The sequence below is a fragment of the Brachybacterium sp. B718/18 genome (assembly GCF_055454375.1).
In genome coordinates this window covers 772963-786051 of sequence record NZ_JBVDDO010000001.1, presented here as the reverse complement: position 1 = coordinate 786051, position 13089 = coordinate 772963, and the positions used below count along the sequence as shown (strand labels likewise).

General features: G+C 69.6%; 13 protein-coding genes. 8 read left to right on the top strand and 5 right to left on the bottom strand.

What is annotated here, in order from left to right; genetic code table 11:
- Window positions 1-7 precede the first annotated feature (7 nt).
- Window positions 8-610 (bottom strand): DUF3043 domain-containing protein, encoded by a 603-nt coding sequence (locus tag ACZCAH_RS03755; RefSeq protein WP_464339777.1) that lies wholly within the window; start codon window positions 608-610, stop codon window positions 8-10.
- Window positions 611-725: 115 nt separating this feature from the next.
- On the opposite strand from ACZCAH_RS03755, the gene ACZCAH_RS03750 reads away from it, so the two are divergent.
- From ACZCAH_RS03750 to ACZCAH_RS03720, 7 genes are all read left to right on the top strand, one after another.
- Window positions 726-2138: a M20/M25/M40 family metallo-hydrolase gene (locus ACZCAH_RS03750; protein ID WP_464339776.1), complete on the top strand. Its 1413-nt coding sequence runs from the start codon at window positions 726-728 to the stop codon at window positions 2136-2138.
- The gene (locus ACZCAH_RS03745; protein ID WP_464339775.1) at window positions 2135-2422 is read left to right on the top strand and encodes a hypothetical protein; all 288 of its coding nucleotides are present in this window, start codon (window positions 2135-2137) and stop codon (window positions 2420-2422) included. The genes ACZCAH_RS03750 and ACZCAH_RS03745 overlap by 4 nt, the downstream gene beginning before the upstream one ends.
- A 116-nt stretch (window positions 2423-2538) precedes the next feature.
- Window positions 2539-2898, top strand: coding sequence for an iron-sulfur cluster insertion protein ErpA (erpA, locus tag ACZCAH_RS03740; protein WP_329746879.1), 360 nt, complete (start codon window positions 2539-2541; stop codon window positions 2896-2898).
- A 367-nt stretch (window positions 2899-3265) separates the two neighbouring features.
- Window positions 3266-4192: an aa3-type cytochrome oxidase subunit II gene (ctaC, locus tag ACZCAH_RS03735; RefSeq protein ID WP_464339774.1), complete on the top strand. Its 927-nt coding sequence runs from the start codon at window positions 3266-3268 to the stop codon at window positions 4190-4192.
- Between the two features lie 65 nt (window positions 4193-4257).
- On the top strand, window positions 4258-5898 hold the full coding sequence (gene ctaD / locus ACZCAH_RS03730; protein WP_464339810.1) for an aa3-type cytochrome oxidase subunit I: 1641 nt from the start codon (window positions 4258-4260) through the stop codon (window positions 5896-5898).
- 1 nt (window position 5899) lies between these two features.
- Window positions 5900-6316: a cytochrome c oxidase subunit 4 gene (locus ACZCAH_RS03725; protein WP_329748500.1), complete on the top strand. Its 417-nt coding sequence runs from the start codon at window positions 5900-5902 to the stop codon at window positions 6314-6316.
- A 535-nt stretch (window positions 6317-6851) separates the two neighbouring features.
- Window positions 6852-7124: a hypothetical protein gene (locus tag ACZCAH_RS03720; RefSeq protein WP_464339773.1), complete on the top strand. Its 273-nt coding sequence runs from the start codon at window positions 6852-6854 to the stop codon at window positions 7122-7124.
- A gap of 217 nt (window positions 7125-7341) precedes the next feature.
- Here ACZCAH_RS03720 and qcrB read toward each other — a convergent pair whose 3' ends face one another.
- The 4 genes from qcrB to ctaE all read right to left on the bottom strand — a co-directional run bounded on the left by qcrB (window position 7342) and on the right by ctaE (window position 11744).
- Entirely contained in the window at window positions 7342-9021 is a 1680-nt protein-coding gene (qcrB, locus tag ACZCAH_RS03715; RefSeq protein WP_464339772.1) for a cytochrome bc1 complex cytochrome b subunit, read from the bottom strand.
- A 5-nt stretch (window positions 9022-9026) separates the two neighbouring features.
- Complete coding sequence (gene qcrA / locus ACZCAH_RS03710; protein WP_464339771.1) at window positions 9027-10091, bottom strand: cytochrome bc1 complex Rieske iron-sulfur subunit; 1065 nt, start codon at window positions 10089-10091, stop codon at window positions 9027-9029.
- Between the two features lie 8 nt (window positions 10092-10099).
- Window positions 10100-10900: a cytochrome bc1 complex diheme cytochrome c subunit gene (gene qcrC, locus ACZCAH_RS03705; RefSeq protein WP_464339770.1), complete on the bottom strand. Its 801-nt coding sequence runs from the start codon at window positions 10898-10900 to the stop codon at window positions 10100-10102.
- A 112-nt stretch (window positions 10901-11012) separates the two neighbouring features.
- Window positions 11013-11744, bottom strand: coding sequence for an aa3-type cytochrome oxidase subunit III (gene ctaE / locus ACZCAH_RS03700; protein ID WP_464339769.1), 732 nt, complete (start codon window positions 11742-11744; stop codon window positions 11013-11015).
- Between the two features lie 262 nt (window positions 11745-12006).
- On the opposite strand from ctaE, the gene trpD reads away from it, so the two are divergent.
- Window positions 12007-13089 carry an anthranilate phosphoribosyltransferase gene (trpD, locus tag ACZCAH_RS03695; RefSeq protein ID WP_464339768.1) on the top strand — a complete coding sequence of 361 codons (1083 nt, stop codon included), beginning with the start codon at window positions 12007-12009 and terminating at the stop codon, window positions 13087-13089.

Sequence of the window (13089 nt, the reverse complement as noted above, 5' to 3'; positions counted from 1 at the left end):
GGCGCGCTCAGCGCAGCGGCACCTCGCCGTGCTTCACCTGAGGGCGGGGCAGGCGGAAGCGGCGGATCTGGATCGCGCGCATGATTCCGTAGCCGACCAGACCCCGCTCGACGTCCGAGAACTCCGCCTCGAGCCGGCGCCGCAGCAGGCGGCGGATGAGGAAGCCGTCCACCACGCACAGGGCGATGCCGCCCCAGAGGACCACCAGCATCGCGGTGCTCATGACGGCCGTGAGATCGGGGCGCACCAAGGGCAGCACCAGGGCGATCAGCATGATCACGAGCGCAACCGGGAAGAAGAGCTCGCCGACGTTGCGACGGGAGTCGACGAGGTCGCGCACCAGGCGGCGCTGCGGACCGCGATGCTGCGCGGGCATCTTCTTCTCATCGCCGGTCATCAGGGCCTGCTGGGACTCGATGCGCTGCTGGTTCGCCCGCTCCCGATCGCGACGACGGGCCTCCTTGCGGTCGTCGACCACGAGCGGGCGCCGACGTGCCGCCTCGGCCTCCTTGCGGGACCGGGTGGGGCGGCCCTTGGAGCCGGGACGCACGGGAGGCGTCGGCTCGGAGGGCTGCGAGGGCTGAGAGGAGTCGGACTTCCGGAAGATCACCGGGGCATTCTAGGCGGTTCGCCGGGGACCTCTCTGCACGGGCGGCCACGCAGGACGGCGGTGCGCGGCCGTCGGCTCTCGGAGGGGACTTCGACGGCGGCGGTAGGTTGGGTCCATGACGACTCCGCAGGACCCCCAGCACACCGCCCCCGTCGGCGCCGCGTCCGATCCCGACGCCCTCCGCACCCGCCTGGACGCGCTCCTCCCGCAGGCGATCGAGGATCTCGAGGCGCTCGTGCGCATCCCCTCGATCGCCTTCCCGGGCCACGACCGCGAGCCCGTGCAGCGCAGCGCCGAGGCTGTCGCCGAGCTGCTCCGCGGCGCGGGTCTGGAGCAGGTGAGCCTCGAGTCGGTCGCCGGTGGGGCCCCTGCCGTGATCGGTCGTCGACCCGCCGCCCCCGGCCGCCCCACCGTGCTGCTCTACGCGCACCACGACGTCCAGCCGACGGGTGACCCTGCGGAGTGGACCACGCCGCCCTTCGAGCCGACCCGCCGCGGCGAGCGGCTGTACGCCCGCGGCGCCGCCGACGACAAGGCGGGCGTCATGGCGCACGTGACCGCGCTGCGCCTGGTCGGCGAAGAGCTCTCCGCGGGGGGCATCGGCGTGACGGTCTTCGTCGAGGGGGAGGAGGAGGCGGGCTCGCCGACCTTCCGGCCCTTCATCGAGGCGCACCGGGACGCCCTCGCCGCCGACCTCATCGTGGTCGCCGACTCCGCGAACTGGGCTGTCGGCGTCCCGGCGCTGACCACGAGCCTGCGCGGCGTGGTCGACGCCGTCGTCGAGGTGCGGGTGCTCGAGCAGGCGGTCCACTCCGGGCTCTTCGGGGGTCCGGTCCTCGATGCTCCGACCCAGCTCGCCCGGCTCCTCGCGACGCTCCACGACGAGAACGGCGAGGTCGCGATTCCCGGCCTGGTCCGCGCCGCGGACCCCGAGGTCGAGATGACCGAGGAGGACTACCGGCGCGATGCCGGCGTCCCCGCGGGGCTCCCGCTCTCCGGGACCGGATCGATCGCCGCCCGGCTGTGGACGAGGCCCGCGCTGTCCGTCATCGGGATCGACGCCCCGACGGTCCGCGACGCGTCCAACACGCTCGTCCCCGTGGCGAGGGCGAAGGTCTCCCTGCGCATCCCGCCCGGCCAGGAGCCCGCGGCCGCGATGGACGCGCTCGTCGCCCATCTCGAGGCGCACGCCCCCGCGGCCGCCCAGGTCACCGTGCACCGCGGCGAGCAGGGCCGGCCCTACAGCGCGCGCCAGGACTCCCCGGCGATGGAGCTCGCCCGCGGGGCGCTCGCCGATGCCTGGGGTCGTCCCGCGGTGGACACCGGTCTGGGCGGCTCGATCCCCTTCATCGCGGATCTGCTCGAGGTGTTCCCCGCGGCCGACGTCCTCGTCACCGGCGTGGAGGATCCCGAGTCCCGCGCCCATGGGATCGACGAGTCGCTGCACCTCGGCGAGTTCGCCAGGGTGTGCCTGGCCGAGGCGCTGCTGCTGCTCCGTGCGGGCGATCTCCGACGGGAGGACCGATGAGCCCCGCCGCGAGATCCGAGAAGGGGACCGAGCAGGCGCCGGGAGGGTCGACCCCCGTTTCCCCGCTGACGATCCCGCTGCTCACCGGCACGCTCGTGCTCGGTTTCCTGGCCGGCTACTTCGGCCTCTGGTGGGGCCTGCTCGTCGTCGCCGCGGTGCTCCTGGGCGCCTTCTCCGCCGTGCTCGCCGGACGCAGCCGCGATGCCGCTACCGCCGCGGTACTCGGCATCGTCCTCGGCTACGGCGGAGTGATGCTCCTCGCGGCGTTCCGTGGGGTGCTCTGAGGCCCGGAGCGCCGTCGAGTCCCGTCGAGCTCCGACCGCACGCGTGGGCGGGCCCACTCACCACGGCGAGGTGCCGAGGCGTATCCTGGCGGGACCAGAGCTTCGAGGAGGACCGCATGACCACCCCCACCACCGAGCGTCCCACCGCGGCGCACGGCGTCACCCTCACCGACGTCGCCGCCGGCAAGGTCTCGTCCCTGCTGGAGCAGGAGGGCCGCGACGACCTCCGCCTGCGGATCGCCGTGCAGCCCGGCGGCTGCTCGGGCCTCATCTACCAGCTGTACTTCGACGAGCGGACGATGGACGACGACCTGGTCGTCGACTTCTCCGGGGTCGAGGTCGTGGTGGACAAGATGTCCAGCCCGTACCTCACCGGCGCCGTGATCGACTTCGCGGACACCATCGAGAAGCAGGGCTTCACGATCGACAACCCGAACGCCCAGAGCTCCTGCGCGTGCGGCGACTCCTTCGCCTGAGTCAACTCCGCAGCATCCGCCCCGCCGCCCACGGCAGAGGCGCCCGACGGGCCCGTCCCCAATGATCAACGTGTCACGGGAACGGGCCCGTCGCGTGCCTGGGGAGCGAGGTGCCCCGATCACGGTGCGGTGACGGATCCGGAGAGGGGCGCGCCGTGGGCGAAACCGCCGCTCGGAGGCCGTATGATGACGGGGTGCCGTCAAGAGTCGGACCCCTCGGTCCGGCCCGGCCCGCTCCCCGGAGCGGGCGCGGCACTGTGGGCATGTCCCCGCCCACATCAGTACCCACTCCGCTCCTCGGAGCCGGATCCGCCTGACGCGGAACCGGTGCCGGAGAGCGGGGCCGACGAGCGGAAGGTCATTCCCTGTGATCCCCCAGGTTCCCAAGCCTTCGCGGCACGGACGTCGCGCTCTGGCCGCAGGACTCGCCCTGGCCGTCCTGGTCCTCTCGGGCTGCACGGACCAGCAGCTGCGAGGCTTCCTGCCCGGATACTCCGACGGCGAGGTCACCGACCGCACCGGGATGATCACCGACCTGTGGGTCGGCTCGTGGGCCGTGCTGATCATCGTGGGTCTGATCGTGTGGGGCCTGACCATCTGGTGCGCGATCGCCTACCGCCGCCGCAAGAACGACACCGGCTTCCCGACGCAGCTGCGCTATCACGTGCCGCTCGAGCTGATGTTCACGCTCGTCCCCGTCGTCATGGTGCTCACCTTCTTCTACTTCACGCAGCGGGACGCGCGAGAGGTCGAGATGCACGTCGCCGAGCCCGACGTCACCGTGAACGTCGTCGCCAAGCAGTGGAGCTGGGACTTCAACTACGTCGAGGCCGACGTCCACGAGCCCGCGGGCGTGCAGTCCTTCGCCACCGGTGAGGAGGGGGCGGCCGAGACGCTGCCGACCCTGTACCTCCCGGTCGGCCAGACCGTTGAGTTCCGCCTGGACTCGCGCGACGTCATCCACTCGTTCTGGGTCGTGGACTTCCTCTACAAGAAGGACATGATCCCCGGGCACACCACGACCTTCCAGGTGACCCCGACCCGTGAGGGCACCTACGCCGGCAAGTGCGCCGAGCTGTGCGGCGAGTACCACTCGGACATGCTCTTCAACATCGAGGTCGTCTCCCAGGAGGAGTTCGACGCCCACATGCAGGAACTGCGCGACCAGGGCTACGACGGCCAGCTGGGCGTGGACCTCAACCGCAACCAGGAGGACTGGAGCATGCGCGAGCGTCACGACGACGCGGGCCCCCGTTACTCCGAGTCCACCTCCACCGAGGGAGAGAACGAGTGAGCGCCGAGACCGTCACCGCGTCGCCCGCGCGCCCGGCGCGATTCGTCGAGCAGCGGAAGCACAGCCTGGGCAGCCAGTTCTTCCAGCTTCTGACCACCACCGATCACAAGCTGATCGGCAAGATGTACATGGGCATGGCCTTCGCCTTCTTCGCCTTCGGAGGCCTGCTCGCGCTCGGCATCCGTACCGAGCTGTGGGAGCCCGGCCTCCAGGTCGTGGTCTCGAAGGACCAGTACAACCAGCTGTTCACCATGCACGGCACGATCATGCTGCTGATGTTCGGCACCCCGCTGTTCAACGGCTTCGCGAACTACCTGGTGCCGCTGCAGATCGGCGCCGTGGACATGGCGTTCCCGCGTCTGAACATGTTCGCCTTCTGGATCACGCTCTGGGGCTCTCTGATCGTGGTCGCCGGCTTCCTCACCCCGCAGGGTGCCGCGTCCTTCGGCTGGTTCGCCTATGCGCCGCTGTCCGACACCACGTTCACGCCGGGACTGGGTGGTGATCTCTGGGTCTTCGGCCTCGCCTTGCAGGGATTCGGCACGATCCTCGGCTCGGTCAACTTCATCACCACGATCCTTTGCATGCGCATGCCCGGCATGACCATGTTCCGCATGCCGATCTTCACGTGGAACGTGCTGATCACCGGTGTGCTGGTGCTGATGGCCTTCCCGCCCCTGGCCTCCGCCCTGCTGGCGCTCGGCGCCGACCGTCGCTTCGACGCGCAGGTCTTCAACCCGGAGAACGGCGGCCCGATCCTGTGGCAGCACCTCTTCTGGTTCTTCGGCCACCCCGAGGTGTACGTGCTCGCGCTGCCCTTCTTCGGCATCGCCTCGGAGATCATCCCGGTCTTCTCCCGCAAGCCGATCTTCGGTTACAAGACGCTGATCGGCGCGACCATCTCGATCGCGGCCCTCTCCGTCACCGTGTGGGCGCACCACATGTACACCACCGGTGCGGTCATGCTGGACTTCTTCGCCTTCATGACGATGCTCATCGCGGTGCCGACGGGCGTGAAGTTCTTCAACTGGATCGGGACCATGTGGCGAGGGTCGCTGACCTTCGAGACGCCGATGCTGTTCACCCTCGGCTTCCTCACCACCTTCATCTTCGGTGGTCTCACCGGCGTCATCCTCTCCTCGCCGGTGCTGGATTGGCCGCTGTCCGATACCTACTTCGTGGTCGCGCACTTCCACTACGTGATGGCCGGGACCGTGGTGTTCGAGATGTTCGCGGGCTTCTACTTCTGGTGGCCCAAGATGTTCGGCTACAAGCTCTCCGAGGGCATCGGCAAGCTGCACTTCTGGCTGCTGACCATCGGCTTCCACATGACGTTCCTGATCCAGCACTGGCTCGGCGTGCTCGGCGCTCCCCGCCGCTACGTGAACTACCTTGCCGAGGACGACTTCACCTGGCTGAACCAGATCTCGACCGTCGGTGCGTTCATCATGGGCGCCTCGACCCTGCCCTTCCTGCTCAACGTGGTCCTCACCCACATCAAGGGCAAGAAGATCGCGGTCGACGATCCGTGGGGCTACGGCGCCTCGCTCGAGTGGGCGACGTCGTGCCCGCCGCCGCGCCACAACTTCCACTCCCTGCCCCGTGTGCGTTCGGAGCGTCCCGCCTTCGACCTCCACCACCCGGAGGTCGGCCTGCAGGACCACATGCTGCACGCGGAGCCCATCGAGCACCCCAGGAGCAACTGACATGAAGGCCGCTGCCAAGATCTTCTACATCCTCGGCGTCTTCCTCCTCGTCGTCGGTGCCGCTTACGGCTATCTCACCTGGCGCTATGAGCCGATGGGCATCGAGGGCGCGGGCTTCCCGGCGATCCTCGCGACCTCGGGTCTGAGCTTCATGATCGCCGTTCTCATGACGATCACGCTGCGCAAGCATGATCAGGGCGCCGCAGGTGACGAGAACGCCGAGGTCTCCGACGAGGCCGGTGTGCAGGGCAGCTTCGCCCCGTACAGCTGGGCACCGCTGTGGCTGTCCATCGGATGCGCGATGGCCTTCCTCGGCGTCGCCGCCGGCTGGTGGATCCTCGCTATCGGCGTCGTGTTCGTCATCTACGGCATCATCAGCTGGGTCCTCGAGTTCTCCGTCGGCCAGCACCAGCACTGAGGCGGCAGCTCGCCTCACGCTCCTCGCACCCCCGTACCGGATCTCCGATGCGGGGGTGCGGCGCGTGTGGGTGGGGGAGCTGAGTCACCCGCGGGCGCCCTCGCCGCGAGGCACGCTCGGTCCGCGGAGCACACCCGGCCGGCGGAGGACGCCCCGCTCCTCGGAATCCGCCCGGTCCAGGGAGCACGCCTGGTTCTCGGGACACGTTCAGTCCAGGGAGAACGCCCCGCTCCTCGGAGCACGCTCGGTCCAGGGACCGCGCCCGGTTCCCGGAGCGCGCTGGGTCCAGGGAGCACCTGTCGCTCCAGGGCGTACTAGCGAAAACTGTCAAATAACGATGTATGCAGACGGTGCTTGGTACCGCACGCACCGCTCAGTCGGCTGTGCGGCGGGCGGACTGAGGCATTCCTGCTGTCTCCCCGAGCCGAGGGCCCCCCGGTGCTAGCGTGGGCGACGGAGCGGACACGCGGACCTGCTGTCCCCTCCGGGCCGCGCGGCATCTTCCTGCATGCCGCTCATGACAGGAGGGGCCACGATGATCGGTGGCAGCATCGACCCGGCCGGGCGCGCAGAGCGCGAGGTCCGTGGACTGTTCGCGGACGACGACGCCCTGGACCGCGCGCTGGCGTGGGCTCGCGAGATCCTCGCGGTCCGCGGTCTCGATCCGTCCGCCCAACAGCTGCGCTCCCTCCGGGAACTCCGACGAGCCGACCGACGGCTCAGTCTCGTCGCGGCGCGGTTCCTCGTCGAGGCGGTTGCCGGACGCGGAGAGACGCCTCCGCGGCGGACCAGCCCCGTGCTGCACTGAGGTTCCTCTGACTGCGTGGGTAAGGCAGCGCGCCTCGCGCCCGCGATGCGCTGACGTCCCCTCTGCGCTGGAGAGTGACGCTCGCCTGCCCGGATGCTCCGTCCGTCGAGCGCTGACCCTGCGCCGTGCGAGCCCTGTCGCCGCGCGCTGACCGACATGTCGAGGGCCCGAGAGCAGATGCTCTCGGGCCCTCGTCAGGATGGGGGAGGGGACGGCCTCAGTGGCTGGCCTTCTCCGCCGGGGTCCGGTAATCGCCGCCGGTGAGCTCGTCGATGACGTGGCGCTCGTGCCCGGCATGCTCCATGGCCTCACGCAGCTCCGCCGGGGAGACCGGCTCGATGCGGTCCTTGAAGAAGAAGCTCGTCGCCTTCGCACGGAGCGAGGAGACGCCGTTCCCGGCCTGCAGCGGACGGTAATCGTCATGCTGCACGAGGACCCAGCGGTCGTACTCGTTGAGCGGCGCGTGGATCTCGATCATGTCGCCGGTCTCGGTGCGGACGATGCGCGAGGTCTCGCGGCCGTGCAGGACGAGCTCGCGCTTCTGGCGCTGCAGCGCCAGGCAGAGCCGCTTCGTCACGTAGAACAGCAGCACCGGGATCACGAAGATGCCGATCCGGAACGCCCAGGTGAGGTCGTTGATCGAGAGGTGCAGTGCGATCGCGATGAGGTCGTTGGACGCAGCCAGCGCCAGGATGATGTACATGCTGATCCACGCGACGCCGAGGCCGGTACGGACCGGGGCGTTGTACGGGAGGTCGTTGAGGTGGTGCTCTCGATCGTCACCGGTCACCCAGGCCTCGATGAACGGGTACAGAGCCAGGACGGCCAGCATCCCGCCGTAGAGGGCCATCGGGATCAGCATGTTCAGCGAGATCACGTAGCCGAAGATGGTGAACTCCCACCCCGGGATGAGGCGGAGGCCGCCGTCGGTCCAGAGCATGTACCAGTCGGGCTGCGAGCCGGCGGACACGGGGGAGGGGTCGTAGGGGCCGTAGACCCACATGGCGTTGATCGAGGTCGTCGCCGAGATGAGGGTGATGATGCCGAAGACCAGGAAGAAGAAGCCGCCGGCCTTTGCCGCGTACACCGGGAAGACGGGGAAGCCGACGACATTGCGCTCGGTGCGGCCGGGCCCGGGGTACTGGGTGTGCTTGTGCAGCACGAGCAGCACCATGTGGATCGCGATCAGGCCGAGGATCAGCGCGGGCACCAGCAGGATGTGCATGGTGAAGAAGCGCGGGATGATCTGCGTGCCCGGGAACTCGCCCCCGAAGAGCAGCATCGAGATGTAGGTGCCGACCACCGGGATCGACTTCATCAGGCCGTCGACCACGCGAAGACCGTTGCCGGAGAGGACGTCGTCGGGGAGCGAGTAGCCGGTGAAGCCGGCGACCATGCCCAGGACCATGAGGGCGAAGCCGACCAGCCAGTTGAGCTCGCGCGGCTTGCGGAAGGCCCCGGTGAAGAACACGCGGAACATGTGCACGAAGATCGCGACCATGAACACCAGCGCGGACCAGTGGTGCATCTGGCGGAAGAGCAGGCCGCCCTTGACCTCGAAGGAGATCTGCATCGTCGACTCGAACGCGCGGGACACGTGAGCGCCCTGCAAGGGCTCGTACGGCCCGGTGTAGATGACCTCCTCCATGGAGGGGTCGAAGAACATCGTGAGGAAGACGCCCGAGATCAGGAGGATCACGAAGCTGTACAGCGCGACCTCGCCGAACATGAACGACCAGTGGTCGGGGAAGATCTTGCGCGCGATGAAGCGGACGAAGCCGCCGCCGGAGGTGCGCTGGTCGAGCCAGTCGCCGCCGACCGCGCCCAGCTTCTGGATGCGCGAGGTGCCGTTCGCCGCCGCGGCGGCCTTCGGGGAGCGGGAGGTGGTGGTGGTCATGGGGGTCACCGGTCCTTGTGGATGTTCCAGAAGCTGGGACCGATGGGCGAGTTGAAGTCGCCGGGGGCGACGAGGTAGCCCTCGTCATCGACCTCGATCGGCAGCTGGGGGAGCGGGCGGTGGGCCGGGCCGAAGATCACCTTGGCGCCGTCGGTGACGTCGAAGGTGGACTGGTGGCAGGGGCACAGCATGTGGTGCGTCTGCTGCTCGTAGAGAGCGACGGGGCAGCCGACATGGGTGCAGATCTTGGAGAACGCGAGGACGCCCTGGACGCCCTGGCTCATGCTCTCCTCGTTCTTGGCGAGCTTCGGGTCGATGCGGACGATGACCGCCGCCGCCTTGGCGCGCTCCTCGAGGAAGTGCGGGGTCTCCTCGGTGAGCCCCTCCGGCATCACGTGGAAGATCGAGTTCATCGCCACGTCGGAGAGCTTGATCGGGGTGCCGTCGTGGTCCCGCGCCAGGCGCTGGCCGGGGTTGTGGCCCCAGAAGGTGTGGTGGAGCTTGTTGCCCGGCAGCGGGCCGAGCGTCGACAGCGGTGCGAGGACCGCGATGGGGAGCGCGGCGAAGGCGGCGACCATGGCAGTGACGATCACGGGTCGACGGGCGATGCCCGACTCCGCGAAGCCGTCGGTGATGATGCCGGCGGCGACCTCGCGCGTCTCCTCGGAGCTGCGGATGTCGTGGCGCTCCTCGACCATCTCCTCGTCGGGCATGAGCGTCTTGGCCCAGTGCACGGCGGCGGCGCCGATGAAGAAGACGGCGATCGCGAGGCCGAGCCCGGTGACCAGGTTCGACCACCACAGGGCGCTGGGGGTGCCCTGCTCGGCGAAGATGTTCCGCCCGGTCGGCGTGACCAGGAAGTAGGCGGCGATGAAGACCGCGGTCCCTAGCACCGAAAGCAGGAACATGCCGGCGACGAGGCGCTCGGCGCGCTTCTCCGCGGTCCGGGAGTGATCCGCCTGACGGTGGACGTGCGGGGGCAGTCCCGGGTTCGGGAAGCCGCCGTCCTCCTTGGGCGCGACAGCGCTCACGCCGCGCGCAGGGTTGGTGCCATCGAGGTTGGTGTTCATGCTCGCGTTCACTTGGCCTTCGCCCCCAGCCACACGGCGCAGGCGGTCAGCAGGGACAGGACGATGGTCCAGGCGTACAGACCCTCGGTGACGGGACCGAGGGAGCCCAGGGAGATGCCGCCGGGCGAACCGACCTCATCGATCGCCTCCAGGTAGGCGATGACGTCGCGCTTGTCCTCGGGGGACAGGTTGGTGTCGTTGAACACCGGCATGTTCTGGGGGCCGGTCTCCATCGCCTCGTAGACGTGCTTGGCCTCGAGCCCGGTCACCTCCGGGGCGTACTTGCCGCGGGTGAGGGCACCGCCGGCGCCGGCGGCGTTGTGGCACATGGCGCAGTTGATGCGGAAGATCTCGCCACCGCGCTCGGCGTCCCCGAGGGAGGTGTCGAGGTACTCCTCGTCGGGCACCGCGGGGCCGGGGCCCAGCGACGCGACGTAGGCGGCGAGCTGCCGGGTCTGCTCCTCGTTCATCTGCGCGGGCTTGCGCTGCGCCTGAGGACCGGAGGACTGCATGGGCATGCGGCCGGTGCCGACCTGGAAGTCCACCGCGGCGGCGCCGACGCCGATGAGGGAGGGGCCGAGGGTCGAGCCGTCGGCATCCTGGAGGCCCTCGGCGCTGCGGCCGTGGCAGGTCGCGCAGTTGGCGAGGAAGAGCGCCTCTCCGGCCTCCACATCGTCCTGGGTGTAGGCCTCGGCCTGCGCCGACTGCGGCTGGAAGGCGGCGTACAGCCCGCCGGTCGCAACGAGCGCGAGCAGCAGTATCACGAGGAGCGCCATCGGATGATGACGTCGGGCGGCGAGTGCCTTCACGGTTCGGACCTCGTTTCGTGGAGGAGGAAGACGGGCGAGACGGGCGAGAGGGGGGAGTCGGGGGAGGGAGCGGGCGCGGACCGCGGTCCCAGGGGCGGGATCCGACCGGGGATCAGAACAGCCTCCAGACGAAGTCGACCGGCACCATGTGGTCGCCGTTCAGCAGCGTGGACAGCGGATCGAGCAGGTAGACGATGAAGAACAGCACGATCCACACCACGTCCACGAAGTGCCAGTAGTACGAAATGCAGATGGCCGAGACCTGCTCGTGCTGCGAGAAGGAGTCCGCGGCGAAGGCGCGCATCAGGACCATCAGGAAGGCGATCAGGCCGCCGAGGACGTGCAGTCCGTGGAAGCCGGTCGAGAGGTAGAACACCGAGCCGAAGGGCGAGGACGACAGCGTCACGCCCTTGTGCACCAGCTCCGCGTACTCGAAGGCCTGGCCGGAGACGAACACGGCACCCATGGCGAAGGTGAGGATGTACCACTCGACCATGCCCCAGCGGGCGATGTTGACGATCGAGCCGGTGCGGTGCTTGCGCGGGGTGAAGGTGCGGCCGCCCGGGAGGCGGCCCTCGGCGATCCACACGCCCATCTGGCAGGTGAAGGAGCTCGCGACGAGGATCACGGTGTTCAGCAGGGCGAAGCCGTGCGTGAAGTGGGCCTGGCCGTCCGCGAAGGTCTCGGGGACCATCGAGCGGAGGGTGAAGATCATCGCGAACAGGCCGCCGAAGAACATCAGCTCGCTCGCGAGCCAGACGATCGTGCCGATCTGCGTCGGGTTGGGTCGGCCGACCGCCGGCAGGGCGGCGGCGGGGCGCTCAGGCAGGGTCGCAGTACTCACGTCACCATTATGTCGTGCGGTCAGGATCGGCGGCCCGGATCACGACGTCCGGGCACGCCGCGGGGAGCACCCCGGGCGGACCGTCCCAGCATAGCCCTCCTGACGAGGTGTCACGAACCGGGACACGCCCCCTCTGCGCAGGTGAGGGGTCGGGTCGCCCCGTCGTGACCCTTCCGTGACGCGCTCCGCACGGACGGGACGGAGCGGTTCGGTGGGCGGGCCGTCGTGCGCGCTGCACGGCGCAGGTGCGATCATCGGGAGCATGAGCGAGAACACCCCGACCTGGTCCCGGCTCACGGCGCGCCTCGTGCGCGGTGAGGATCTGGAGGCCGTCCAGGCGGGGTGGGCGATGGACGAGGTCTTCTCCGGCAGCGCGTCCGCGGTGCAGCTCGCCGGTTTCCTGGTCGCCCTGCAGGCGAAGGGGGTCACGAGCGAGGAGCTCGGCGCCCTGGCCGACTCGATGGTCGCCCATGCCCGGCCGGTGCGCGCCACCGACCGCGCGATCGACATCGTCGGCACGGGCGGCGACCTCGCACAGACCGTGAACATCTCCACGATGGCGTCCGTGGTCATCGCCTCGACCGGACGCACGGTCGTTAAGCACGGCAATCGGGCGTCGACCTCGAAGTCCGGCTCCGCCGACGTCCTCGAGGCGCTCGGGGTCCGCCTCGACCTGCCGGTCCCCGCGGTCGAGGCGCTCGTGGAGCAGGTCGGCATGACCTTCCTCTTCGCGCAGGTCTTCCACCCGTCGATGCGGCACACTGCCGAGGCTCGCAAGGGGCTCGGGATCCCGACCGTGATGAACGTCCTCGGCCCGATCACGAACCCGGCACGGCCGCGAGCGAGCGCCGTCGGCGTCGCCGATCCCGTGATCGCGCCGATCGTCGCCGGTGTCTTCGCCTCCCGCGGGACGAGCGCCCTCGTGTTCCGCGGGCAGGACGGGCTCGACGAGCTCACCGTCACCGCCCCGTCGGACGTCTGGGAGGTGCGCGGCGGCGAGGTGCGCGAGCACGTCCTGGACCCCGAGGTGCTCCTCGGCATCCCCCGCAGCGATCACGATGCGCTGCGCGGCGGGTCCGCGGAGGAGAACGCTCAGGTCGCCCGCGAGGTGTTCGCCGGGTCGTCCGAGGGCCGGCTGGGCCCGGTCCGCGATGCGGTGCTGCTGAACGCCGCGGCGGGGGTGGTCGCCTTCGACGGCATCGACCAGCCGGCGTCCACGGACTTCGCCAGGCGCTTCGTCGCCGCCCATGCCGAGGTCACCGCGGCTCTCGACTCGGGGCGTCCTACCGAGCTCGTCACCCGCTGGGCGGAGGCCTCCCAGGCCGCCGCGGACGACCGGGGCTGA

Excerpts from the sequence above, each read along its gene's own strand:
- ACZCAH_RS03750 (WP_464339776.1), top strand. The coding sequence starts at position 726 with ATGACGACTCCGCAGGACCCCCAGCACACCGCCCCCGTCGGCGCCGCG.
- trpD (WP_464339768.1), top strand. The coding sequence starts at position 12,007 with ATGAGCGAGAACACCCCGACCTGGTCCCGGCTCACGGCGCGCCTCGTG.
- ACZCAH_RS03745 (WP_464339775.1), top strand. The coding sequence starts at position 2,135 with ATGAGCCCCGCCGCGAGATCCGAGAAGGGGACCGAGCAGGCGCCGGGA.
- ACZCAH_RS03720 (WP_464339773.1), top strand. The coding sequence starts at position 6,852 with ATGATCGGTGGCAGCATCGACCCGGCCGGGCGCGCAGAGCGCGAGGTC.
- erpA (WP_329746879.1), top strand. The coding sequence starts at position 2,539 with ATGACCACCCCCACCACCGAGCGTCCCACCGCGGCGCACGGCGTCACC.
- ACZCAH_RS03725 (WP_329748500.1), top strand. The coding sequence starts at position 5,900 with ATGAAGGCCGCTGCCAAGATCTTCTACATCCTCGGCGTCTTCCTCCTC.
- qcrB (WP_464339772.1), bottom strand. The coding sequence starts at position 9,021 with ATGACCACCACCACCTCCCGCTCCCCGAAGGCCGCCGCGGCGGCGAAC.
- qcrA (WP_464339771.1), bottom strand. The coding sequence starts at position 10,091 with ATGAACACCAACCTCGATGGCACCAACCCTGCGCGCGGCGTGAGCGCT.